This is a genomic window from Kitasatospora sp. NPDC085464, from assembly GCF_044541955.1.
Lineage (GTDB): Bacteria > Actinomycetota > Actinomycetes > Streptomycetales > Streptomycetaceae > Kitasatospora.
Genome location: NZ_JBITTM010000056.1, coordinates 25738 through 48201 on the forward strand (window position 1 = coordinate 25738; position 22464 = coordinate 48201).

General features: G+C 72.3%; 23 protein-coding genes. 16 read left to right on the forward strand and 7 right to left on the reverse strand.

Annotated elements, in window-relative coordinates:
* Nucleotides 1–15 precede the first annotated feature (15 nt).
* From ACIGG8_RS35925 to ACIGG8_RS35955, 7 genes are all read left to right on the forward strand, one after another.
* Complete coding sequence (locus ACIGG8_RS35925; protein ID WP_396552821.1) at nt 16–1617, forward strand: NaeI family type II restriction endonuclease; 1602 nt, start codon at nt 16–18, stop codon at nt 1615–1617.
* 316 nt (nt 1618–1933) lie between these two features.
* Nucleotides 1934–4375: a helicase C-terminal domain-containing protein gene (locus ACIGG8_RS35930; RefSeq protein ID WP_396552822.1), complete on the forward strand. Its 2442-nt coding sequence runs from the start codon at nt 1934–1936 to the stop codon at nt 4373–4375.
* Nucleotides 4376–4628: 253 nt separating this feature from the next.
* Nucleotides 4629–5120 (forward strand): DUF2975 domain-containing protein, encoded by a 492-nt coding sequence (locus ACIGG8_RS35935; RefSeq protein ID WP_396552823.1) that lies wholly within the window; start codon nt 4629–4631, stop codon nt 5118–5120.
* The gene (locus ACIGG8_RS35940; RefSeq protein WP_396552824.1) at nt 5120–5341 is read left to right on the forward strand and encodes a helix-turn-helix domain-containing protein; all 222 of its coding nucleotides are present in this window, start codon (nt 5120–5122) and stop codon (nt 5339–5341) included. The genes ACIGG8_RS35935 and ACIGG8_RS35940 overlap by 1 nt, the downstream gene beginning before the upstream one ends.
* Before the next feature lie 444 nt (nt 5342–5785).
* Nucleotides 5786–6844 carry an NAD(P)-dependent oxidoreductase gene (locus tag ACIGG8_RS35945; RefSeq protein WP_396552825.1) on the forward strand — a complete coding sequence of 353 codons (1059 nt, stop codon included), beginning with the start codon at nt 5786–5788 and terminating at the stop codon, nt 6842–6844.
* Between the two features lie 187 nt (nt 6845–7031).
* Complete coding sequence (locus ACIGG8_RS35950; protein ID WP_396552826.1) at nt 7032–8534, forward strand: protein kinase; 1503 nt, start codon at nt 7032–7034, stop codon at nt 8532–8534.
* Between the two features lie 362 nt (nt 8535–8896).
* Nucleotides 8897–9112 carry a hypothetical protein gene (locus tag ACIGG8_RS35955; RefSeq protein ID WP_396552827.1) on the forward strand — a complete coding sequence of 72 codons (216 nt, stop codon included), beginning with the start codon at nt 8897–8899 and terminating at the stop codon, nt 9110–9112.
* 132 nt (nt 9113–9244) lie between these two features.
* Here the strand turns inward: ACIGG8_RS35955 and ACIGG8_RS35960 are convergent, their stop codons facing one another.
* Entirely contained in the window at nt 9245–10636 is a 1392-nt protein-coding gene (locus ACIGG8_RS35960; protein ID WP_396552828.1) for an alpha/beta fold hydrolase, read from the reverse strand.
* A 76-nt stretch (nt 10637–10712) separates the two neighbouring features.
* Nucleotides 10713–11054, reverse strand: a complete 342-nt coding sequence (locus tag ACIGG8_RS35965; RefSeq protein ID WP_396552829.1) for a hypothetical protein — start codon at nt 11052–11054, stop codon at nt 10713–10715.
* Nucleotides 11055–11528: 474 nt separating this feature from the next.
* Here ACIGG8_RS35965 and ACIGG8_RS35970 point away from each other — a divergent pair, with 474 nt between their 5' ends.
* Together ACIGG8_RS35970 and ACIGG8_RS35975 are read left to right on the forward strand one after the other, a co-directional pair.
* Nucleotides 11529–12227 (forward strand): TetR/AcrR family transcriptional regulator, encoded by a 699-nt coding sequence (locus ACIGG8_RS35970; protein WP_396552830.1) that lies wholly within the window; start codon nt 11529–11531, stop codon nt 12225–12227.
* A 98-nt stretch (nt 12228–12325) separates the two neighbouring features.
* Nucleotides 12326–13846 carry an FAD-dependent oxidoreductase gene (locus ACIGG8_RS35975; RefSeq protein WP_396552831.1) on the forward strand — a complete coding sequence of 507 codons (1521 nt, stop codon included), beginning with the start codon at nt 12326–12328 and terminating at the stop codon, nt 13844–13846.
* Here the strand turns inward: ACIGG8_RS35975 and ACIGG8_RS35980 are convergent.
* Nucleotides 13843–14109: a hypothetical protein gene (locus ACIGG8_RS35980; RefSeq protein ID WP_396552832.1), complete on the reverse strand. Its 267-nt coding sequence runs from the start codon at nt 14107–14109 to the stop codon at nt 13843–13845. The genes ACIGG8_RS35975 and ACIGG8_RS35980 overlap by 4 nt on opposite strands.
* 18 nt (nt 14110–14127) lie before the next feature.
* Between ACIGG8_RS35980 and ACIGG8_RS35985 the strand changes: the two genes are divergently transcribed.
* Entirely contained in the window at nt 14128–14832 is a 705-nt protein-coding gene (locus ACIGG8_RS35985; protein ID WP_396552833.1) for an alpha/beta fold hydrolase, read from the forward strand.
* 70 nt (nt 14833–14902) lie between these two features.
* Nucleotides 14903–15253 (forward strand): hypothetical protein, encoded by a 351-nt coding sequence (locus ACIGG8_RS35990; protein WP_396552834.1) that lies wholly within the window; start codon nt 14903–14905, stop codon nt 15251–15253.
* Between the two features lie 119 nt (nt 15254–15372).
* Here the strand turns inward: ACIGG8_RS35990 and ACIGG8_RS35995 are convergent, their stop codons facing one another.
* Nucleotides 15373–15591, reverse strand: coding sequence for a hypothetical protein (locus ACIGG8_RS35995; protein ID WP_396552835.1), 219 nt, complete (start codon nt 15589–15591; stop codon nt 15373–15375).
* A gap of 353 nt (nt 15592–15944) precedes the next feature.
* Here ACIGG8_RS35995 and ACIGG8_RS36000 point away from each other — a divergent pair, with 353 nt between their 5' ends.
* Nucleotides 15945–16520, forward strand: a complete 576-nt coding sequence (locus ACIGG8_RS36000; protein WP_396552836.1) for a hypothetical protein — start codon at nt 15945–15947, stop codon at nt 16518–16520.
* An 89-nt stretch (nt 16521–16609) separates the two neighbouring features.
* On the opposite strand, the gene ACIGG8_RS36005 is transcribed toward ACIGG8_RS36000, so the two are convergent.
* Entirely contained in the window at nt 16610–17449 is an 840-nt protein-coding gene (locus ACIGG8_RS36005; protein ID WP_396552837.1) for an SDR family oxidoreductase, read from the reverse strand.
* Nucleotides 17450–17541: 92 nt separating this feature from the next.
* Here ACIGG8_RS36005 and ACIGG8_RS36010 point away from each other — a divergent pair, with 92 nt between their 5' ends.
* From ACIGG8_RS36010 to ACIGG8_RS36020, 3 genes are all read left to right on the forward strand, one after another.
* Nucleotides 17542–17913, forward strand: coding sequence for a winged helix-turn-helix transcriptional regulator (locus ACIGG8_RS36010; RefSeq protein WP_396552838.1), 372 nt, complete (start codon nt 17542–17544; stop codon nt 17911–17913).
* A 147-nt stretch (nt 17914–18060) separates the two neighbouring features.
* A complete protein-coding gene (locus tag ACIGG8_RS36015; protein WP_396552839.1) occupies nt 18061–19014 on the forward strand; it encodes an NADP-dependent oxidoreductase in 954 nt (317 codons plus the stop codon).
* Between the two features lie 167 nt (nt 19015–19181).
* Nucleotides 19182–19988, forward strand: coding sequence for a DUF2182 domain-containing protein (locus ACIGG8_RS36020; protein ID WP_396552840.1), 807 nt, complete (start codon nt 19182–19184; stop codon nt 19986–19988).
* Nucleotides 19989–20046: 58 nt separating this feature from the next.
* On the opposite strand, the gene ACIGG8_RS36025 is transcribed toward ACIGG8_RS36020, so the two are convergent.
* Both ACIGG8_RS36025 and ACIGG8_RS36030 read right to left on the reverse strand, forming a co-directional pair.
* Nucleotides 20047–20559, reverse strand: a complete 513-nt coding sequence (locus ACIGG8_RS36025) for a peptidoglycan DD-metalloendopeptidase family protein (RefSeq protein WP_396552841.1) — start codon at nt 20557–20559, stop codon at nt 20047–20049.
* 92 nt (nt 20560–20651) lie between these two features.
* Complete coding sequence (locus ACIGG8_RS36030) at nt 20652–21419, reverse strand: glycoside hydrolase domain-containing protein (RefSeq protein ID WP_396552842.1); 768 nt, start codon at nt 21417–21419, stop codon at nt 20652–20654.
* A 434-nt stretch (nt 21420–21853) separates the two neighbouring features.
* Between ACIGG8_RS36030 and ACIGG8_RS36035 the strand changes: the two genes are divergently transcribed.
* Nucleotides 21854–22459 (forward strand): hypothetical protein, encoded by a 606-nt coding sequence (locus tag ACIGG8_RS36035; protein WP_396552843.1) that lies wholly within the window; start codon nt 21854–21856, stop codon nt 22457–22459.
* Nucleotides 22460–22464: the final 5 nt, after the last annotated feature.

The window sequence follows — 22464 nt, forward strand, 5'->3', positions numbered from 1 at the left end:
CGACCAGGAGTAGCCGTGAGCAACACCGTGCCGTGGACCCCGAACGCGCTCGCCGACCTGCGCGAGTGCCTGGACCTGATGACCGCAGACGGCACCGTGCCCGGCGGGGTCATCGCCCACGGCACGTTCGACTCCGAGCCCGGTTACCTGGCCTCCGGCGTCGTCGCCCCCGAGTGCGGCGACGCCCGGCCGGGGCCGGGCACGGTGTACGACGTGGCCTCGCTGACCAAGGTTCTGGCCACCTGGCCGCTGGTCGGCACCTCCCTCATGGATGGCTTCACCCTGGACACCCCGATCCGCGAGCTGCTGACCGGCATCCCGACCGAGGCACCCGGAGGCCAGATGACGGTTCGCCAGGTCCTGGCCCACACCTCCGGCCTGCGGGCCGACACCCGCCTCGACCAGTACCGCAACCGCCCCGAGCCGCTCGCCGAACTGATCTGCGGCGAGGACCTGATTGCCGAACCAGGAGCCGGACACCGCTACATCAACCGCGGCTTCATCCTCCTCGGCCTGGCCCTGGCCCACTACCGCTGCCGGCGCCTGGACGAGCTGGCAGCCGAGCTCTGGCAGCACCTCGGCATGGCCAGCACGACCTACGGACCGGTGCCCCGCTCCGCACAGGTCGCCCCGACCGAGCAACGGTTGACCGGCGGGCCCCGGCTGTGGGGGATGCCGCACGACGACAACGCCGCCCTGCTCGGCGCTACCTTCACTCGCTCTACCAAGGCCTCTGAGGACACCGACTTCCATGCAGTGATCCACGAGCTGGAGCGGCAGGACCCAGTTGGCCTACGGATGGCCGCCATCTTGGTAGAAGCCATGCACAGAGTGATCGACGGGCCCCGCACCGGCCGCTTCCACCTCGGCCAGATCTCCGCTCTGGAGCGGTCATCTCTTCACGCCATCACTGCCAACCTGATTCAAAACGAATTCGACTTCCCAGACGGTCACCCCACCGACTTCCTCGTCGCAGGCGTCCAAGTCCGCTACTGCTTCAGCACAATCCAGGGGTGGGGTATCCCGGCAAGCGCGATGAATCAGATCTGCCTCTTGGTCGAAGTGGGCGAAGAAGGTCGCCACTGGAATATGGGGATCGTGCGGGCAACTCCTGAGCACCTGGGCCCTTCCGGCAACCGTGACGGCAAGCGTCACCCAAGTGCCACAGGAGTGTCGGCTGTTCGCTGGCTGCACCGCGAGGCCAAGCTGCCGATCAGCGTAATGGCTGACCTGCCAGCTGCCACCCTGGAGAACATCACGTCCCATAAGAACGCCCAAGTCCGGATAGAGAGGCTGTTCCGCTCGGTCCAGGGGAGCCCGATCGACCGACAAACCATTGTTGCCCTTGCCCGGTCTGTTATTCATGGAGAGCGCCGAGCCCGTGAAAGCCGCGATCGACTCACTTCTCAGGGAATTCTGCTTCTAACCCACCACGATGATCAGCTGATCAGTGATCTCCAACTCCCCGCGCTCGGCCCGTCGCAGTGGCTATCCATCCGTGTCGTGCGAATGCAGCGTCACCACGGGTCCACGCCGTCGACACTGCTGGCGGGGGAGCCCTGGTGTGTCGCCCGCCTCCAAGACCCCGTTGAGGAGCTACCGATCCGCCGCTACTGAACCAGCGCACTCAGCTGTGGTCTCAGACTTGGTCTCGTTCACCCCCGTCCGGCCAGATCTGACTGCCGTCCAGCGGCTCGCTCCGCCGCAGGTCAGAACTGGTATGGACCCCCGCGAACAGCGTCGAGGCGAATTGGAAAGTGTGTTGGGGCGACCCCTCACGAGTTCGAATCTCGTTACCCGCCGCCCCCGCCCGCCATGGCGAACGAGGGCCCGGACCGCTCTGCGGTCCGGGCCCTCGTCACACTCACCCCCGTCGGTACGTCATCCTTGTGCTCTCGGCCGACTCCGGCAGGGCGTGATGTCCTCCTATGTGGTGAGGTGCACCATCAGCAAGAAGAGCGGATCGGCACTGGCCGCGTGGCTGCGCGGTCTGGACACGGCCGGGTTGGAGCGGGTCCTGGCTGCGCGCCCGGACGCCGTGTCGGCTCCGGAACCGCGGTCGGTCGGCGAACTGGCGGACCGCCTCCAGCGCCCGGCGTCAGTGGCCCTGGCCCTGCCTCGCCTCGCGCTGCCGTGCCTGCAGGTGGCGGAGGCCGTCGCCGCGCTGACGGGCGTGTCACGGGACGATCTGGCGGGCCTCCTCGACGCGACGCACGGTGACCGCGCCCACGGGTTGGATGCCGTCCTGGAGACGCTGGCCGATCGCGCTCTGGTGTGGCCCGACGGCAACGGCCTGCTGCACATGGCGGCGCCGCTGCGGAACGCGTGGGACGCGCCGCTGGGGCTCGACGCGCCGCTCGCGCGACTGCTCTCGGGCTCGAACTCTGACGCACTGGGCCGCATGTTGGCGAAACTCGACGTCAAACCTGCCGCCAACAGGAAAGAGATGCGACTGGCGGCACTGATCGACCACCACAGCGATCCGGCTCGGGTCGCCGCACTGGTGGCCAAGGCGCCCGCAGCCACTCGGAAGCTCCTTGAACGGCGGGCGCATGAGGTTCCGGAGCAACCGGGCTTCATCATGTTCGGGGCTCCGCGGACCGACTCCAAGCCCGGCGAACAATGGGCGGTGGAGCGGGGGCTGCTGATCCGGGACCAGCACCGGTACGGGCCGGCCCGCATGCCCGCGGAGGTGGCACTCACGCTGCGCGGCTCCGACTGGCACGCCCCGTTCACACCCGTCCCGCCCGGCGTACGGTCGGTGCCCGCCACCGTCTCGGACGTCGACCGGGAAGCCGCAGCCGCCTTGATGGCGTTCGCCGCCCACGCCGTGTCCGTCCTCGGGGTGTGCGCCGCCGCCCCACCGGCCCGGCTCAAGGCCGGCGGGGTCGGCGCCCGCGAGCTGGCCAGGATCGGCAAAGCGGCGCGGTGCGACGAGATCCTGGTACGCCTCGTGCTGGAGACGGCGAGCGCGGCCGGACTGCTGGCCCGGGACGGCGACCGGGTCGCGGCGACCGCGTCCTACGACAACTGGGCCGAGCAGGAACCGGCCGCCCAGCTCGCCGTGCTGCTCCGGGCGTGGTGGGCGCTCCCGCTGGCCCCCGGCGGGAGCCGCGACGAAGACGGGAAGGCTCTGCCGGCGCTCGCCGGGGCAGCGCCCTGCGGAGGCTGCGTGCAGGCCCGGCACGGGCTGCTCACAGCCGCGTCGCAGCTCCCCGCCAGCGAAGGCGCGGCGAACTCGGCGGACCTGGGGGTGCTACTCGCGTGGCTCCGCCCGCTCGCCGACGAACTCCCCCAGGACACCATGCCGTTCGCCACCCTGATCCGGGAGGCGGAACTGCTCGGCGCACTCGCCCTCGGAGCCGTGTCCCCGATCGGGGCCGCCCTGCTCGCCGAGGACGCCGAAGCCCTGACCGACGCCTGCCGGCGACTGCTGCCCGCCGCCAGCGGAACCGCCCGTTTCGGCAGCGATCTCACGGCCGTGGTCGCCGGCACGCCGTCGGCCCGCATCCTCGCACTGCTGGACTCCGTCGCGGACCGGGAGACCGCCGGTGCGGCGTCCGTGTGGCGGTTCAGCCCGGGAAGCGTCCGCCGTGCCCTCGACGCCGGCCTCACCCCCGCAGGCCTCACCGCTGACCTGGCCGCCATCGCCGTCGAACCGCTTCCCCAGCCGCTCTCGTACCTGATCCACGACACCGCGCGCAGCCACGGTCGGATGCGCGTCGTCTCCGCGGCCTGTGTGATCCACGGCGAGGAGCCCGCCCTCCTCGCCGAACTGGCCGCGCACCGCAAGCTCACCCAGCTCGGCCTGCGGCTGCTGGCACCGACGGTGCTGATCAGCCGCACCCCACTGGACAAGACGCTCACGGCACTGCGGTCCGCGGGCTACGCCCCCGTCGCCGAGAAACCCGACGGGACCGTGCGGATCGAACGGGCCCAGCACCACCGCGCGGCGAGCCCCGTTCCGTCCCCGCGCCTGCCCGGCGGCAGGTCCCGCACGCAGCGGACGGACGCCCGCACCGCGAACGCGGGAGCGCCCGTCGATCTGCGCGCCCTCGCCACCCGGCTCCGGGGCGCCCCGCAGGACATCCCGGAGCCCGACCCTTGGGACGGTCGCCCCTACGACAGCGACACCGAGGAGATCATCGCCGGGTACGCGCGCAATCTACCCTTCACCGACGTCCGCCAGCTGGCCCATGCCGTCAACGACGGCCGGACCATCACGATCGAGTACGTCGCGACCTCGGGCAACGCGACGGTCCGCACCCTCAGCGAGCTCGAACTGGATGCCCCCTACCTCCGCGCCTGGTGCCACCTGCGGGACGACGAGCGCGTGTTCACCATCTCGCGCATCCACGGGGTGATGCCCGAGTAGCCCGCCGAACGAGGAGGGGACATTCAGCGCCCCGGTCTGATGCGTGGGCTCGTTCGCACCTCCGCCGCCGCCCGCCAGGGCAGACGAGGGCCCGGACCGGTTCACCGGTCCGGGCCCTCCGCGTGTCCGGTGGCGGTGCCCGCCGAGACTGTGCACGCCCGGTTCGGCCGCTGGGCCGCGGTGGAGCCCGCGGCCTTGCCTTGCCTATCGATATTCGATAGCTTTCCATCGTAAATCGATGCAAGGATGGGTCATGGGAAAGCTGGCAGTACGCGCGCTGCGCGCCGTGCTCGTGGTGGTGCTCACGGGCACCGTGTTCGTGCAGGCATTGATGGTGTGGACGTTGGTCACCGGGAGTGACCCGGAGGACGGGTCGATCCCGCTGACCCCGCTGCGCGTGATCACGATCCTGGGCATCGGGGCGGCCCAGGTCACCATGGTCTGCGTCTGGCGACTGGTGACGATGGTGCGACGCGGAACCGTGTTCTCCCACGCCGCCTTCCGGTACGTGGACGTCATCATCGGCGCGATCGCTTCGATCGCTGTCCTGTGGCTGGCGGTCACGGCCGTGAACGCGCCCGGTCAGCGGGACGACCCGGGCGTCACCCTCATCATGGGCGGGATCGCCGTGGCCATCCTGGGAGTTGCGCTCATCGTGCTCGTGCTGCGGATGCTGCTCGCCCAGGCCGTCGCCCGCGATGCCGAAGCGGCGCTGATGCAGGCCGAGCTGGACGAGGTCATCTGATGCCGATCGCCGTCGACATCGACGTGATGCTGGCCAAGCGGAAGATGTCCGTGGGCGAACTCGCCGACCGCGTGGGGATCACGCCCGCCAACCTGGCAGTACTCAAGAACGGCCGCGCCAAGGCGGTGCGCTTCGCGACGCTCGCCGCGCTCTGCGAAGTGCTCGGGTGCCAGCCGGGCGACCTGCTTCGCTGGGAGGCCGAGGACACCGCGGGCGAATGAACCGTGCCGGCCGGGCCGTCATTGCCGAGCCCGGGTGCCTTCGGTACAGCGCCCGGCGGAAGGCAGGCGCAACCGGCCACGGGCAGGCCCACCCCGGACAGCGGCTGCGCCCAGCACAAGGATCGTGGCTCGGGACAGGCGAGGAGGGTGTTTCACGATGACTCCTTCAGAAGTCGCACGCTTCCTGACACCCCCGCTGGGGACCGCACGCCCCGGAGTCCCGTCCCGGCGGCACCCGGCACATCGCCACCCCGGGGCGGCCGGTCAGGCCCGCCGCAGGAAGGGGGCAGGGGAACATCTCAACGGAACCGGCGCTCCGAGGCGTGGCCAGTAGGCGCGGGATCGACCAGGCCGGCACCACCGAGGCGGGTCCGATTCACAGGCGTTACGAAGATCTGCTGCTGAAGCGCAGTAGGGTTCGGGTCCGGTGCAGGGGGTCATCACATGGAACGAATCCGGGTCCTCCTGCCGGACGCGGCTCCCGGCGAGCTGCTCGACCGGGAGTTGCAACGTCTGCTGGGCCATGGCCTGGCCGTCACGTTGAACCTCCGGCGGGTGACCGACAAAGCCGAGGCCCGGGCCACCTGGGACGGCCGCGTGGACTTTGCCGATTTCGACGCCTTCGACGAGCCGACGTTGATCGCCGAGACCGTCCGGGACGGGGTCGGCTATCACGCGGTCAAGTCCCGCGGAGGCGTTCCGCTGCGCGCAGCATTCCTCACGGCAGCCACCGACCCCACGCTGGCCAACCGGCTTCGGGTGGTCGGCCGGGCCGGGGCGGGCACCGATCATGTCGAGCTGGCCGCCGCCGTCCGCCACGGCGTCGTTGTCACCCACACCCCGGGCTCCAACGCGAACGCCGTCGCCGAGTTCGCCCTGGCTCAGCTCCTCGCCCTCACCCGGAACCTTCCGGCACACAACGAGGCCGCGCACCGGAGCCGTTGGACCACACCGGCCGCCCCCGCAGTGGAGCTGTCGGAACTGACCCTGGGCGTCGTCGGGTTGGGCCGGATCGGCCTGGCGCTGGCCGAACGAGCCGCCGCCCTGGGCATGGCGGTCCAGGGCCTCTCACGGCGCCCGACCGGGAGCTCCGTCCCCCGTGCCGAGTCCCTCGACGCGCTGCTCGCCACCAGTGACGTGGTCTCCCTGCACCTTCCGCTCACCCCGCAGACCCGGGCGATGATCGGTCGGGATGAGCTGGCAGTCATGCGGCCAGGGTCGGTCCTGCTGAACACCGCCCGGGGCGGGATCGTCGACGAACAGGCACTGGCCGACGCCTTGCGCGACCCGGCACACCCGCTCCTGGCGGCAGCCGTCGACACCTTCGAGCACGAGCACGCCGCCTTCGCCTCGCCGCTCTTCGGTCTGCCGAACGCCCTGCTGACGCCGCATGTCGCCGGGATGACCAGGGGCGCCATGGCGACGGCGGCGATCCGGTGCGCGGACCACATCGCGTCGCTGCTCGACGGCCGCCCGGACGGCGTGCCCGTGGTGACCGGCTGACGCCGGCCCATCGCCAGGGGAACGCCATCGGACGCGCAGGCTTCTCGGACGGGGTCTCCCACCCGATGGCAGGTCGAGAGGTGCCCCGGCCGGGGCACGTCCGGTGTCCGCGAGCCGAGCCATGTGGTCTCGAAAGCTGCGCGGATGCCCTACTGTTTACCCGATCTCACAAGGGGCGGGGGGTCCGATGCAGGGCGTGCTGGTCGGCGAGCGCTACCGGATGGCCGAGCTTCTCGGCGCGGGCGGCATGGGTGCGGTGTGGAGTGCCCATGACGTCCGGCTGGAGCGGGACGTTGCCGTCAAGCTCGTCCTGCCGCGCTTCGACGGTGAGGACGGCGCCGCGGCGCAGGCGCGCTTCGAGCGGGAGGTGCGGATCACCGCGCGGCTCCGCCATCCGAACATCGTGGGTGTCCACGACTGCGGGACCCACCAGGACGCCGGGCGGTCCGTGCCGTTCGTGGTCATGGACCTCCTGCCCGGGCGGTCGCTCGACGCGGTGCTGAAGTCCGGTCAGCGCGCGGGAGTCGGGCAGGTCGTGGACTGGGGCGTGCAGGTCTGCCGGGCGCTGGCCGCGGCGCACCACGAGGGTGTCGTGCACCGCGACATCAAGCCGGCCAACCTCTTCCTGACCCGACGTGCCGACGGCACGGAGGCCGTCGTCGTCCTCGACTTCGGCATCGCCGCCTACCTGCAGGGGGACCACACCCAGCTGACCGCCGACGGTCACATGATCGGCACCGCCGCCTACATGGCCCCCGAGCAGGCCATGGGCGAGAGCGTCGACGGCCGCGCGGACCTGTACGCGCTCGGTTGTGTGCTGTACGAAATCCTCACCGGTGCACCGCCGTTCGGCACGCGGAGGCATCCGCACGTCCTCGCGGCCGCCCACGTCGACGAGGCGCCGGTTCCGCCGCGGCAGCACCGGCCCGACCTGCCCGGCGGCCTCGACCGGTTACTGCTCCAGCTCCTGGCGAAGAGCCCGGACGGGCGCCCCGCGTCGGCGCTCGCGGTCGCCGAGGCGCTCGGGGGCGTCACCCACCACCGGCCGGTCACCGCGTACGCCGCCCCGCCCGTCACCGACACCAGGCTCGCCACCGCCGTCGACGGTCGTCTGCCCACGGCCGGAGAGCTGACCGCCGCCTACGACCTGGCCAACGCCACGGCCCGGGAGGGCCGCCACGGGGAGGCGGCGGCGCTGCTGGAGCGGGTGGCGGCGGACCGGGCCCGCGTGCTGGGCGCCGACCATCCGGACACCGTCAACGCCCGGCACAACCATGCGTACAACCTGGGCGAGGCGGGGTGGTTCCAGGAGGCAGCGGGCCTGTTGGAGGGGGTGGCGGCGGACCGGGCGCGCGTGCTGGGCCGCGATCATCCGCGCACGCTGACGGCCCGGCACAACCACGCCTACTACCTGGGTGAGGCGGGGCGGCGCGCCGACGCGGCGGTGCTGCTGGGGGCGGTGGCGGCCGATCGGGCGCGCGTGCTGGGCCGCGATCATCCGCACACGCTGACCGCCCGGCACAACCACGCGTACAACCTGGGCGAGGCCGGGCGGTACGCGGAGGCGGCCGGACTGCTGGAGGGGGTGGCGGCCGATCGGGCGCGCGTCCTTGGGGCGTCCCACCGACTGACGGTCATGTCCCGGCGGAGCCAGGCGGTCTACGCCGGGAAGATCCGGCGGTTCGGCTGACCTTCGGCCGGGCTGACTCTCGGCCCGGCTGATCCTCGGCCCGGCCGCCACGGTGGTTCGGCCCTGGGGCCTCCCACCGGCCGGTCCCGGGAACACATGTGCGCTCCCGGGACCGGCCTGTCTGCGTCCGGTGCGTCCGGACCCGTGGTGGGGCGGTCCCGGCCCGGCGCTGGAGAAGGCGTCACGACTGATCTCCCTGTCTCCCGAGAGCACGAGGAGGCAGAATGATCGCCATGGCGACTTGAAGAGCACCGGCCGGACGCAAGTCCTGGCGAAGGGGCGCAACCGGCTGGTGCGTTCGCGACGGTGAACGCGCGGTCTGCACGGTGTGCCGGGAGCCGGTCCGTTCGTACCAGTACCGCGTGCATCCGCCCGAGTCCTCCGGCTTCGAGCGGTGTATCGCGTTCGGCTGGTGCTCGGGGTGCCGGATCTACTCGGGCACCATGGTCCACATTCACCGCAAGCGGGTCTTGATCGACGCGCTTGCGTCGCTGTCGGCCGATGACCGCGAACGGTTGCTGCGCAAGGAGGCCGCGCTGATCGACTACCTCGACGGCCAAGGCGTCGGCCGGCACTGAGCCGAGCACCTGGTGAGCCCAGGTGCAGAGGGTTCGGGCGAGCGAGAAGCCGTCAAGGCCCGGGCGTCGTCGCCGGCCGGAGAGCAGGGGCAGGACGAGGGAGTCGGCCTCGGCGGTGATCGCTGCGCCCGCCTACTTGAGCAGGAAGTCGTAGACCGCCTGCCGTCCGGCCGGGTTCGCCGCCCGGTTCTGCACCGAGTGCGCCGCCCCGGACACGATCACGATCGTCGGGTCGTGTGCCAACTCTGCCTGCTGGTACAGCCATTCGTACGGCGTGGCCAGGTCGCGGTCCCCGCCGAGCAGCAGGACCGGCACGTCGGGCAGCTTGCGGTGTGCCGGCGGGATGGGCGGTACCGGCTCGCTGGGCCAGTCCAGGCAGACCAGCAGGCTGCCGAGCCCGGTGGCGGTCGCGGCGTCGTACGGCCAGGTCTGCTCGGCGGTCAGCCGCTGCCGGGTGCGCTCCAGCGCCGCCGCGCGCCCCGCGACGGGGGTGTCGGTGGTGCCCCACGGGAAGTGCGAGTCGGCACACAGGGCGGCGGAGTGCAGCCCCTGGCTGAGTTCCTCGGCCGAGGCGGAGTCGACCTCCCGGTGGATGACCGCGAAGAACTCCTGGAGCTTCGCGGGCTGCCCGGCGGCGGCCTCGTGCAGGATCTCCGGGACGCCGCCGTAGTCCGGGTCGATGAATTGGTAGCCGGTGAGCGCGTTCAGGATCTGCGTCCCGTTGCCGTACCGCCGGACGGTGGCGGCGAGGTCGGCGGCCGGGTCGGTGGTGCAGCCGGTGGCCCGGCAGGCGGCCCGAAGGACGCGGGCGGTGGCGGGCAGTGCGGCCAGGTCGAGGGGGTCGAAGCCCTGTGGCGGGGCCACCGAGTCGAGCACCAGGCGGGCCACGTGGGCCGGGTACGCGAGGGCGTAGCGCTTGGCGACGACGGTGCCGTAGGAGACGCCGTCGAGGGTGAGGCGCCGGTCGCCGAGGGCGTGGCGCAGCAGGTCGATGTCGGCGACGGTGTCCGCGGTGCCGTAGTAGCGGGCGTTGGGGCCGAGGGCGGCGGCGCAGTCGGCGATGGACTGCCGGCGCGGCACGGCGAGGTCGGAGGAGCCCATGTCCTCCTGGAGCCCCGGGCACTGGAGCGCGCCGCCCCCGGTGCCGCGCTGGTCGTACATGACCAGGCGGTAGTCCCTGAGGACGGGTTCGAGCTTGCTCGCGATCCGCTTCATCGACGGGACACCGGGCTGGCCGGGGCCGCCGGTGAGGAACAGCAGGTCGCCCTTGGGCGCCTTGGCGTTGCCGGTGACGGCAACCACGAGGTCGAGGGTGCCGGGGGTGGCACCGCTGTGGTCGAGCGGGACGGTGAGGGTCCCGCAGGTGAACTCGGGCGCGTCCGGGCAGGGCGCCTGCCCGGTGATCCCGCCGCCGACGCGGGCCGGTTCGGCGGCCGCCGGGAGGGCGGGAGTGGCCAGGGTGGTGCCGGCGGCCACCGCGACGGCTCCCAGCAGGGCGGCGACGCGGCCACGCGGGCTCGTCATGTTCGTCCTTCCGCTCAGGCCGCCTCCGTACGGACACGGACACGGACACGGACACGGCCGGGCACCGGCACGCTCGCTACGGGACCGCCCGGCCGCGTTCGTCGGGCCAGCCCGGCCGCCACCTCGCCAGGTACTCGTCGAAGTCACCGGTCACGAACTGAGGATCCACCGCCTTGAGGCGGACCTGCTGCCGCTCGTCCGCCCACCACAGCTCGAACTCCGTGACCGTCCCCACGGCCGGCCAGCGGTCGGCTTCCACCGGCAGCAGACGGCAGTCCACGAAGCCGCCGACCGGGAGGCCGATGTCGACGAAGACGCCGATGGCGCCCGGGTTCGGAACGAGGGTCACCGTCCCCTGGAAGCGCTGCCCGAAGCGGAGGTCCCGGCGGATGCAGTCCCATTCATCGGTGGTCAGCATCCCGGCATCGTTCCACAGGGCCACCCGCCGGCGCACCGGAGCAGGCGCCCGGGTGGCGCCCGTCGCGGCACGACGCCGGCCGTCGGGGCCGACCTTCACCCCCCGGGTGGGCGGACCGCGTCGCCGCGGGGGCCTCGGCTGTCGGCGCCGAGGCCCCCTGCGGGACCTGCGGTTACCTGTCGACGGCGACGGTCACGCCGTTCCAGTCGTCCAGGTCCGCGGTGCGGGCCTCCAGGGCGGTGCGCATGCCGGTGGCGCTGGGGGTGCCGAGGGCCAGGCGCAGCGGGGGGTTGGGGCTGTCGACCGCGGTGGTCTCGCCGCCGAACTCGTCGTGCTCCGCGATCCGTTGAAGCTGTGGCCACCCGTGTGGGCTTGCCGGGCCCAGAGGTGAGCCGCTTCCACAATGGAACGTTGCTCCAAGTTGGTGCAGCGATCTAATTTGGTGCAGCGATCCAACCGTGTCATATTCGAGGCATGCCGACACGAGCGCGCCGGACCCAGCGGCGTAACCAGGTGCTCTCCCGGGAGCAGATCATCGACACCGCGATCGACCTCCTCGATGCCGGCGGCGAAGGCGCCCTGACCGTCCGGGCGATGACCGACCGTCTGGCCACCGGGTCAGGGGCGATCTACTACCACGTCGGTAACCGGGACGAACTGCTGGACACGGCGACGGAGACCGTCATCACCGCGGCTCTGGCGACCAGGCCCGCCGGGGCGCAGGCCGGACCCGAGGACGAGATCCGCGTCGTCGCACTGGCCCTGTTCGACGCCGTCACCGAACACCACTGGCTCGCCACGCGGTTGACCCTCCAGATCATCCGCAACCCCGTCGGCCCGGTGACGGTGGGGATCTTCGAACGGCTCGGCCGGCCGGTGGGCGCCCTGGGCGTTCCCCGAGCCCGTTGGTTCGACGCCGCCTCGACGCTCGTGCACTACATCCTCGGCGCGATCAGCCAGAACGCCCGCGTCGAAGGGGACACCTCGGGCGTCGACCCCGGTGCGGACCGCGAGGAGTTCTTCGATGCGGCCTCGCAGGCGTGGCAGGGCCTCGACGCCGAGTCCCACCCGTTCATGCACGCCATCGCGGGCCAGATGAGGGAGCACGACGACCGCGAGCAGTTCCTCACCGGCATCGCCGTCGTCCTCGACGGCCTCATCCGCCTGCGCTGACCCCGCTCCACCGGGTCGGGCGGGGCCGGGCGGGGTCGAACCGGGCTGGCTGGGTCGGGCCGGGCGGCCAACTGGACTTCCCCGAAGGGAGATTGCTCATGCACGACATAGTGATCGTCGGCGCCGGCCCGGTCGGCCTGTTCCTGGCCGGCGAACTGGCCCTGTCCGGCTGCTCGGTCCTGACCATCGAACGGGACCGGGAACCCACCTCGCCGCTGAAGGCGCTCCCGCTCGGCCTGCGCGGCCTGAACGCCGGCTCGGCCGAGACGCTCCACCGCCGCGGCCTGCTCGAAGCGATGACGGAGGCCTCCGGCGTCGACGGGAAGGCGGTCGGAGCGGACCCCGACGCGAGTGGACCGCCCGCTCCCCGCAGCGTGTCCCACTTCGCGGGCATGGGCCTGGACGCGGGTGGCATCGACGTGTCCGCTCTGCCCTTCCGGCTGCCCGGCCCGGCGACGGAAGGGTTCATGACGAGCCTGGAAGCCGTCTCGACGGTGCTCGCCCGGCGGGCCGCCTCGCTCGGCGTGGAGATCGTCCGGGGTGTTCCCGTCACCGCCGTGACGCAGGACGACGACGGCGCGACCGCCACCGCCGGCGGACAGGAGTACCGCGGGCGCTGGCTGGTGGGCTGCGACGGCGGGCGCAGCGCGGTGCGCGTGCTCGCGGGCTTCGACTTCGTCGGCACCGACCCGCTGTTCACCGGCTACGCCGCCAAGGTCACCTTCGCCGACCCCGAGCAGCTGCCGCTCGGCTTCAACCTGACGCCGACCGGCATGTACCTGCGCACGCCCTTCGAGGGCCACCTGGGCATGAACGACTTCGACGGCGGCACCTTCGACCGCTCCCGGCCGCTGACCCGCGAGCACCTCCAAGCGGTCCTGCGCCGCGTCTCCGGCACCGACGTGACGCTGACCGACGTCGAGCTGGCCTCCAGCTTCACCGACCGCGCCATGCAGGTCACCGGCTACCGGAAGGGCCGCGTCCTGCTCGCCGGTGACGCCGCGCACATCCACGCACCGCTCGGCGGCCAGGGCCTCAACCTCGGCATCGGCGACGCCGTCAACCTCGGCTGGAAGCTCGCCGCCACCGTCCACGGCACCGCGCCCGAGGGCCTGCTCGACACCTACACCGCCGAGCGGCACCCCGTCGGCGCCGCCGTCCTCGACTGGTCCCGCGCCCAGGTCGCCGCCATGGAGCCGGGCCCCAACGCCCCCGCCCTGCGCAAGCTGCTCCTCGACCTGATGAGCACCCCCGACGGGGTCACCCACGTGCACCGGCAGACCTCGGGACTGTTCCACCGCTACGACCTCGGCAGCGAGCAGCCGCTCGTCGGCCGCAGCGCCCCCGACTTCCGCTTCCGGGACGGCACCCACCTCGGTGAACTGCTGCGCCAGGGCCGGGGCGTGCTCCTGGACTTCAGCCCTGACCGTGCGCTGCGGACCGCGGCCGACGGCTGGGCGGGCCGGATCCGCTACGCGGCCGGACCGGTACGCGACGACCTGGGATTCACCGCCCTGTTCGTCCGGCCGGACGGCATCGTGGCGTGGGCGGACGACCACGCCGACCCGGAAGCCTTCCGGCACGCCGCGACCCGCTGGCTCGGCCAGCCGCGGCCCTAGCGGGAGCGGGCGGCGGCGGGGGTGAGGTGGCGGGCCAGGGTGTCGAGGGCGGTCGCCACCTCGTGGAACAGCTGGGGGTCCGGGGCGGTGCCGTCGGGGGCGGTGAGGGCCGCGGTGAGGGCGTCGTCGATGGTGGTGGCGCGGACCTCCGCGACCCGGGCGGACGGGTGCGCGGCCGGGTGGACGAGCCGGCGGCGGCGGTCGGCCGGGTCGGGTTCGGTGGCGACGGAGCCCGTCTCGACCAGGCGGGCGACGTCCCGCACCTGGCCGACACCTTCACCGTGGTCACCTACGACCGCAGGGGCCTGTCCCGCAGCGTCCTCGACGACCCGGCCGCCCCCGTCACCATGGCCGACCACGCCGACGACGTCGCCCGGCTGCTCGCCGTGGTCACCGACGGGCCGGCCCTGATGGCCGGGTTCAGCATGGGCGCCGCGATCGGCCTCCAGGTCGCCGCCCGCCACCCGGGCGCACTGGACACGCTCATCGCCCACGAGCCCGTCGCACCGAACCTGCTGCCGGCCGGCGAACGGGCCGAACACACCGGAGAACTGCTGCACATCCAGAAGGTCCACGCCGAGGGCGGCATGGCGGCCGCCTTCCCGGCGATCGCCCGCCACCTCGGGATCGACCCGGCCCACGACCCGGCCGAGGACGGCCTCACCCCGCAGCCCATGACGCCCCGTCGGCTGGCCGACTTCGGGTTCTTCATCGCCACGGAGTTCACCGCCGTCACCACGGACCGCTTCGGACCGGCGGAGATCGCCCGCGCCGCGGCGACCGCCGGCGCCACCCGGATCGTCCCGGCGACCGGCGAGACCACCCGGCCGACGGTGCACACCTACCGCTGCGCGCTGGCGCTGGCCGAGCTGCTGGGCACGGAGCCGGTGGTCCTCCCCGGCGGCCACAACGGGAACACCGCCTTCCCGCGCGCCACCGCGCGAACGCTGAAGGCCGTCCTCGGCGTTGACCGTCGCCACCCCTGACGGCACCGCCCGCCCCTGACAGCACCGCCGCCCCTGACAGCAGCCCGACGCGGAGGTTAGGGTGCGGAGCATGCCGCTCGTCGAAGTGACCTACGCGCCCACGGTGCCCGAAACCCTCCTGCGCGAGCTGGGCTCGGTGCTGCCGCACCTGGTGTCCCTGGCCGTGGAGTGCCCCGAGGAGCCGTACGACGGCGATCTGCAGCCCGGGGACGTCGAGATCCGCTTCCGGGCGCTGAGCCCGCTGGACCGCAGCGGCCTGCCGGTGGTGATCGAGATCAAGTCGAAGTGGACCGCGGCCAGGGAAACCAACCGCCAGGAGCGCATGGACACGCTCCACGCGCACCTGCGCGCCGCGACCGGACTCGTCGACTTCGGCGTCTACCTGTCGATGCCGACCGCCGCCTGGTCCCAGGGGGACTGACCGCCCGGCCCCGGCTCGGCCGGGCGGCCGGCGGGCCGGGACGGCCTGGGGTGACTTGTCGGTGGCGGTTCGTAGGATGCCCGCATGAACGTCGACGATCTTGTGTGGCAGGCGCGCAATCACGGCGGCGTCTCGCCGCGGATGGTGCAGACCTTCCTCGACCTGGGGCAGTCGGACCTGCTGATCCGGGCGGCACAGGAGCGCGGTGACTGGAACTGCGCGCAGGCGGCGGCGCGGGAGCTGTGCGCCGCCGCGGAGTTCGAGCGGGCGCCGGCACTGCTGGAGCCGTTCACGGACGTCGGCTGGCGGGCCGCCGAGTGGGCCACTGCCGAGATCATGATGCCTCGCGCTCCTCCGCTCCTCCACCCACTACCTGGCCGACCTCGACCTGGCCGAGATGCTGATCAGACAGGGCCGCCCCGCCGAGGCCCTGGCCTCCATACCCACGATCGCCGAAGAGCGGGAAGTGGGCGAGCCCACCCAGAAGGCCCCGGTCTGACGGGCGCCGCACTCCGACGCCGTGAAACGCACCGAGCAGCAGGGACGGGCCCGTTCTCAGCGGAACGTGTCAGGACGGAGCGATTCGATCCAGGACGCGAAGTCCGCGGACTCGACGCCGAAGTCCCGGGCCGACTCTCACCGCTCCGGCGTGGGGCCTGCGGTGTCGGACGGTGTGGCTACCCTGCCGGGCATGGGATACACCACGGAGTTCACCGGTCGGATCGCGGTGGAACCGCCGCTCAACGAACAGGAGATCGGCTACCTGCGGAGGTTCGCCGGCACCAGGCGCATGGACCGTGACAACGGTCCCTACTTCGTCGACGGCACCGGCTACGCGGGACAGGGCCATGATGCGGACATCCGCGAGTTCAACACGCCCCCGGCGGGGCAGCCCGGCCTGTGGTGCAGTTGGGAACCGACCGATGACGGGGCCGCGATCGAATGGAACCGGCAGGAGAAGTTCTACGCCTCCGCCGAGTGGATGCGCTACCTGGTCGACCACTTCCTGAAGCCCGGCGCCCATGCCCAAGGCGAGCCCGGGTTCGAGGAGTTCACCTTCGACCACGTGCTCAACGGGGTGATCGACGCACAGGGCGAGGAGTCCTGGGACACCTGGCAGCTGATGGTGCGTGACAACGAGGTGACCGTGTCCGGGCCCGTCGAGCCCGAGACGGCGTGGCACTGCGGGGGCTGCCTTGAGGTGATCGCCGATGAGGACACCGTCTGTTGCCCGGGTTCGGAGGCGGTGCCGGCGGACGTCGAGTAGTGGCATCCCCCACGCGGGCGCACCCGGCCGGCAGCCTCGTGCGGCCGCAGTCGCACGAGGCTGCCCGGGTGGTGCGGTGGTGCTGCGCCTCAGCGGAACGCGGCGATGTTGCGGGCGACCCAGTCGTCGAAGGGGCGCGGGGCGCGGCCGAGGACTCGTTCCGCGTCCGGGCTGATCCGCAGTTCGGCCGGGTTCGGGGCGGAGACGATGTCCAGGGTGTCGTCGGCGAGTTCCGCCGGTACGTGCCGGGTCATCATGGCCTTGGCCTCGCCGCGGGTGAGTTCGTGGAACCGTACGGGGGAGCCGAGTGCGGCGGCGATCGCCTCCGCCTGCTGGCGCGGAGTGATCACCTTCGGCCCGGTCAGCTCGTACACCCTGCCGGTGTGCCGCTCGTCCAGCAGGCAGGCCGCCGCGACCGCGGCGATGTCCGCCGGGTCGATGACCGGCACCCCGACGTCGCCGAAGGGCGCGGCGACCGTCCCCTGTGCGCGGACGGACTCCGCCCAGGCCAGGGCGTTGGAGGCGAAGCCGCCCGGGCGCAGGACGGTCCAGTCCGGGCCGGAGTCCCGCAACGCGTCCTCCACCGCGCGCATCGCGACCCGCGACGGGCCGAGCGGCCTGGTCGCCACGCCCTGTGAGGACAGCAGGACGATCCGGCGGACCCCGCGGGCCGCGGCCAGGGCGATGATGTCGGCCGGCCTGGCTCCGGGGGCTTGCAGGTCGCCGGACAGCAGCAGGAACAGCGCCCGCGCCGCGTCCAACGCGGGTGTCAGGCTCGTCGGGTCGGCCAGGTCGGCCGCCACGTGCCGGACGCCGTCCGGCACCGGCACCGCGTGCCGCGACACCGCCGTCACCTGCTCGCCCGCCTCGGCCAGGGCCTGCGTCAGAGGCCGGCCCACGTTTCCGGTAGCCCCGGTCACCACGATCATGTTCAGCTCCTCGTCGGTTGTGTGCTGAGGCAGCTGACGCTAGGAGTCGGGCTTACTTTTCGTAAGAACATACCGAAAGGTAAGCTCCGAACATGAGGGAAGGTGCGCAGCTGAAGCAGGCCGGGGCGGGCGAGCGGTATGAGGTGTTTCACACCGACTGCCCAGCGCGCGGCATGGTCGACCACGTGACCAGCAAGTGGGGGGTGTGGGTGCTGATCTCCCTGCGGAGCAACGACCTTCGGTTCCACGAACTGCGCGACAGCATCCGGGGCATCAGCGAGAAGATGCTCACCCAGACCCTGCGCGCGCTGGTCCAGGACGGCCTGCTCCGGCGGGAGGTGGAGCCGACCACGCCGCCCCAGGTCACCTACGGGCTGTCCGAGTTCGGTCGGGACGTCAGCGAGCCGCTGACGGACCTGCTCGACCGGATCACGCAGCGCCTGCCAGCGGGCAGCCCGGGGTAGTGCGGTCCCGGAGGAGGTCCGGGCCGGCCGGGCGAAGATCCCTGGAACGGCCGATGCCGGGCGCGGTGCTGCCTGTGATGCTGGTCCTGGCGGCGCGGGCCTTCGGAACGGCCCCGCCCGTGCCACGGAAGCGAGGGCGATGGCCCGATGAGCACGATGCGTGCGGTACGCGCCCACCGGCGCGGCGGCCCCGAGCAGCTGGTCCACGAGAGCGCGCCGCGTCCCGAACCGGGGCCCGGTGAGGTCGTCGTCGCGGTCCGGGCCGCCTCGGTCACCGCGGGCGAGCTCACCTGGGACGCCACCTGGACCGACAGCTTCGACGGTTCCGGGCGGGACCGGACGCCCGTCATCCCCGCGCACGAGGTGTCCGGCGTCGTGGTCGAGCACGGAACCGGTGTCACGGCCCCGGCCCTGGGCGCCGCGGTGTACGGACTCATCCCGTTCCTGCAGGACGGGGCCGCCGCCGAGTTCGTCGCCGTGCCGGCCCGGGTCCTCGCCGCCAAACCGGCCCGCCTGGACCACCGCAGCGCGGCAGCCGTCCCCCTGGCGGCGCTCACGGCCTGGCAGGCGCTGGTCGACCACGCCCACCTGGAGCCGGGCCGGCACGTCCTCGTCCACGGCGGCGCCGGAGGCGTCGGCTCGTTCGCCGTCCAGATCGCGGCCGCCCTGGGCGCCCGGGTCACCGCGACCGCCTCGGCCCGCGACGCCGACTTCGTGGCCGGCCTCGGCGCCCGCAACGTCATCGACTACCGGGACGGCCGGTTCGAGGACCACGTGGCCGACGTGGACGTCGTCCTCGACACGGTGGGCGGCGACACCCAGACCCGGTCCTGGGCCGTGCTGCGCCCCGGTGGTGTCCTGGTCGGCATCGTCGAACCGCCCGACCCCGGCGCGGCCCGGGACCCTGCCACACGCGGCGTGTTCTTCGTCGTCGAGCCCGACCGCGACGGGCTCGACTCCATCAGCGAGTTGATCACGAGCGGACGGCTGCGCCCCCACGTCGACCGGGTCGTTCCCCTCGCGCAGACCCGCGCCGCGTACGAGGCGCTGGAGAAGGAACACCGGCGCGGCAAGGTCGTCATCGAGGTCACGGACGGCTAACCGACCGCAGCTCCGGGGCGTCCCGCCGGGGCACCGGACGCCGGATGGTGAGGCCGTCGGGCGGCCGGAGTCCGTGGGCGGCCCCGCCACCGGCCGCGGTGGCCGGCGGCGGGAGTGTCGCGGGGGCGGGATCCGTGCTGTGCTGGAAGGGTCCGAGGGAGTGCGTCATGCGTACGATTCAGCGGCCGATCACCAACGACCATCCGTTGCGGCCGGGGGTGCTGCTGCCGGCCCGGGAGCTTGCCGTCGCCTGGTCACTCATCGTCCTCATCGCCGTCCTGGCCTGGGTGCTCACCGTGGGCCAGGCCCTGGACATGGGCATCGAGCCCGGCACGATGGGGATGGCGCTGCCGCTGTTCCTGGTGCTGTGGCTGGCGATGATGGCCGCGATGATGCTGCCCTCCGTCGCACCCGTCGCGGTGACCTGGGCCAAGGGGATCGCCCGGCAGTCCAGCGGCGCCACCCGGGCGCTCCGCACCACCGAGTTCATTGCCGGCTATCTGATCGCCTGGACGGTGTTCGGCCTGGTCGCCTACGGTGCGCTCGCCGTCACCGGCGACCTGGTCGACCGGGATCCGGACGCGGGGAAGTGGATCGGCGCGGCCGCCTTCGCCCTGGCCGGCCTGTACCAGCTGGGCCCGCTCAAGAACGTCTGCCTGCGGCACTGCCGCAGTCCGATCGGCCAGCTGTTGCACTACGCCTCGTACCGGCCGCGGATGCGCGACCTGCGGGTGGGGCTGCACCACGGCGCGTACTGCGTCGGCTGCTGCTGGGCGCTGATGATCGCGCTGATCCCGCTGGGCGTCATGAACATCGCGGCGATGGCGGGACTGGCGGTGCTGATCTTCCTGGAGAAGCTCTGGTACCGGGGGCCGCAGCTCGCCCGGGTGGCCGGCATCGCCTTCCTGGGGCTGGCCGCGCTGGCGCCCTTCCAGGACTGGCTGCTGCCCGGTCTGCAGCCGTCGATGATGTAGTCGGCTGCTGCTGCTGCCGCCGCTGCCGCGGTCGGGCCGGGCGAGGACGTCGGGACGTTCACTTGTGGGTCGGGGGCGTGCCGTCCTGCATGAAGGTCACGGTGGTGACCTCGTCGGTGTTCGCGGTGTCCAGGAAGAGCTGGTACAGGTCCACGCCCTGGTAGGTGCCGTTGATGATCTCGACCAGCGCCAGGTGGAGGTGCGCCGCGGTCGAGGCGACCTTGTAGACCGTGCCGAGGTAGTCGCCTCTGCTGATCGAGGATCCGACCGCCAGACCGGACGGAACGGCGGTGAGGTGGGTGTAGAAGCCGCCCATCAGATCGTTCGGTGCCCGCATGAACAGCTCGGCACCGTACACCTTCGGCGTGTCCTGGGCTGGGTCGTGCGCCTTGTACTTGGTGATGTGAGCGTCGAAGGCGGCGTAGACGTCCGTTCCGCCGGGCGCCGCCAGGTCCATGCCGAACTGGATGTACCAGTGCGGCGGTTGGTGGTCGCCCGTGTTGGGGCCACCGAGGCCGCCGGTGCAGCCCGAGGGGAACGGATTGGACATGTCGATGTCGAACGCGGGCATGGAACTGCTCCTCTCGCCTGTACGGCCCGGGGCACCTGTACGGCCCGGGCGGGCACGGAACCGTCGGTGCCGACGGGAAGACGGGCCCCGGTTCAGTGGGCGCCGTGGCGCGGTCCGCTGTGTTCGAGCTGCCGCTTGCGGCGGCGGGTGGCCTTCCGGTCCGTCTGGTCGGGGTGGGACGGGTCCAGGCAGGTGGCCGAGTCGAGGTCGACCTGCTGGAGGCGCTTGGGCGTTGCGGAGTCGGTCCAGTTGAGGTTGACGGATCCGCTGAGACTCATCCGGTACTGCCAGACGAGTGCGCCGGCGAAGCCGGAGTTGGCCGGGTCGGGAGGGTTCTCGGTGGCGAGGTCGATCTGGCTCGGCCCGGCGTCGACGGGGTGGAAGACCCAGACCGGGATGCTGCCCACCTCGGCAGTGATCTGAGCGGCGGTCTGGGAGAACGAGCAGTACACGCCGGGGTTGTAACTGGTGTCTGCCGTAACGGAGTTGGCCCAGGCGGCGACATAGGCGAGGTGGTCCGGGGTGAGCCGTCCCCCGATTTCGACGTCGAGGTAGACGACCGCGCCGGGAGCCAGGCCGGCGGTCTGGCCGAGGCTTTCGGTGGTCTGCGCGTCCACTGTTCCCTGGGCCGCCGTGAGCACGTGGGATCCCGGGCCGCCCGGGGCCTGCTGGCCGACGAAGACGGGGGCCAGGCCCCAGCCCATGCCCGTCAGGGTGGGTACGGCCGACATCCACGAGGTGTTGGGGTGACTCGGGGCCGGGGCGAGGTAGGCGGCGGCGAAGGCCAGCGGGGTGTTGTCCCAGAGGGACTGCATGACGGCGTCGCCCGGGTAGTCGGATCGATCGAATCCGAGATGCATGATCAACAACTCGATTGCAAGGAGTGATTCGGCGGGATGCGCGGATCGGTCGCAACGGCGATCGGTCGCAACCGCAGTGCCGACCGGCGCGGAACCCCGTCAGCCGGCTACCGCGTGAGAGCGGACTGCCCGGCCGTGGCGCGGGCTCCACCCGTCCCGTTCCTGGAGGCTCGGGTGCACACAGGGACCCGAGGCCGACTCGATTCTAGTCGCATTCGCCCGCAAAGTCGCTCCCCCGCCTGACGGTTCGACACGCAACCATGCAGCCGACGAAGGTGATTTCACAGAGCGTCACGACTGACCGGCACCCAGGACGGCGAGGCTTCCGGCCGACGGGCGGAGCGGTGGCCGCTCGCATCGCCACGGGCGCGTCGGGCGGGGAGACTGGCCGGAGGGGGATGCCAGGGAAGTACCCGCAAGGACGGGAGATGGTCATGCGAAAGAGTTCACTCGCCGTGCTGTCGCTCGCGGCGGCCGGTGCGCTGGCGGCCGGGGTGTGCGCGGTGCCGGCACAGGCGCAGACACCGCCACCGGTCGTCAGCGTGCAGAGCCCGGGCACGTCACCGTCGGTGAACGCGGCACTGGCGCTCAAGGCCGTCCAACGGCTGTTCCCGGAGGTCACCCGGGTCGTCAGCATCGGTCCGGACAGCACCGCCGTCGGTCGGCCCACGGCCACCATCGCCGTCGTGCTCGCCGACCCGACCGGAACCAAGAAGGTCACGCTCTCCGTCGACGTCTACGACAGCTCCTCCGCCGCAGCGGCCGCCTTCCGGCAGGCCGCCCGGGCAAGCCGCGCCGTCCCGGGCTTCACCCCGCTGATCACGCCGCGCCTCGGCACGGCGACCACCGGCGGCACGGTCACCATGGGAGGCGAGACGCACATCGGCATCGGCGTCCTGGACGGGAACCACCTCGTCGGGGCGACCATCGCCGGCTTCGACGCCACACCGGCCAACACCGCCCGCCTCGTCGCCCTCGTCCGCGTCCAACTCGCCGCTGTCGACGCAGCCCTGGGCGCCGCCACGCCGGCCGCACGGTAGCCGAC

Excerpts from the sequence above, each read along its gene's own strand:
- ACIGG8_RS35995 (WP_396552835.1), bottom strand. The coding sequence starts at position 15,591 with ATGATCTCGGCAGTGGCCCACTCGGCGGCCCGCCAGCCGACGTCCGTG.
- ACIGG8_RS35940 (WP_396552824.1), top strand. The coding sequence starts at position 5,120 with ATGCCGATCGCCGTCGACATCGACGTGATGCTGGCCAAGCGGAAGATG.
- ACIGG8_RS35960 (WP_396552828.1), bottom strand. The coding sequence starts at position 10,636 with ATGACGAGCCCGCGTGGCCGCGTCGCCGCCCTGCTGGGAGCCGTCGCG.
- ACIGG8_RS35990 (WP_396552834.1), top strand. The coding sequence starts at position 14,903 with ATGCCGCTCGTCGAAGTGACCTACGCGCCCACGGTGCCCGAAACCCTC.
- ACIGG8_RS35950 (WP_396552826.1), top strand. The coding sequence starts at position 7,032 with ATGCAGGGCGTGCTGGTCGGCGAGCGCTACCGGATGGCCGAGCTTCTC.
- ACIGG8_RS36020 (WP_396552840.1), top strand. The coding sequence starts at position 19,182 with ATGCGTACGATTCAGCGGCCGATCACCAACGACCATCCGTTGCGGCCG.
- ACIGG8_RS36005 (WP_396552837.1), bottom strand. The coding sequence starts at position 17,449 with ATGATCGTGGTGACCGGGGCTACCGGAAACGTGGGCCGGCCTCTGACG.
- ACIGG8_RS36030 (WP_396552842.1), bottom strand. The coding sequence starts at position 21,419 with ATGCATCTCGGATTCGATCGATCCGACTACCCGGGCGACGCCGTCATG.
- ACIGG8_RS36025 (WP_396552841.1), bottom strand. The coding sequence starts at position 20,559 with ATGCCCGCGTTCGACATCGACATGTCCAATCCGTTCCCCTCGGGCTGC.
- ACIGG8_RS35975 (WP_396552831.1), top strand. The coding sequence starts at position 12,326 with ATGCACGACATAGTGATCGTCGGCGCCGGCCCGGTCGGCCTGTTCCTG.
- ACIGG8_RS35935 (WP_396552823.1), top strand. The coding sequence starts at position 4,629 with ATGGGAAAGCTGGCAGTACGCGCGCTGCGCGCCGTGCTCGTGGTGGTG.
- ACIGG8_RS36000 (WP_396552836.1), top strand. The coding sequence starts at position 15,945 with ATGGGATACACCACGGAGTTCACCGGTCGGATCGCGGTGGAACCGCCG.
- ACIGG8_RS35970 (WP_396552830.1), top strand. The coding sequence starts at position 11,529 with ATGCCGACACGAGCGCGCCGGACCCAGCGGCGTAACCAGGTGCTCTCC.
- ACIGG8_RS35945 (WP_396552825.1), top strand. The coding sequence starts at position 5,786 with ATGGAACGAATCCGGGTCCTCCTGCCGGACGCGGCTCCCGGCGAGCTG.
- ACIGG8_RS36010 (WP_396552838.1), top strand. The coding sequence starts at position 17,542 with ATGAGGGAAGGTGCGCAGCTGAAGCAGGCCGGGGCGGGCGAGCGGTAT.
- ACIGG8_RS36035 (WP_396552843.1), top strand. The coding sequence starts at position 21,854 with ATGCGAAAGAGTTCACTCGCCGTGCTGTCGCTCGCGGCGGCCGGTGCG.
- ACIGG8_RS35965 (WP_396552829.1), bottom strand. The coding sequence starts at position 11,054 with ATGCTGACCACCGATGAATGGGACTGCATCCGCCGGGACCTCCGCTTC.
- ACIGG8_RS36015 (WP_396552839.1), top strand. The coding sequence starts at position 18,061 with ATGAGCACGATGCGTGCGGTACGCGCCCACCGGCGCGGCGGCCCCGAG.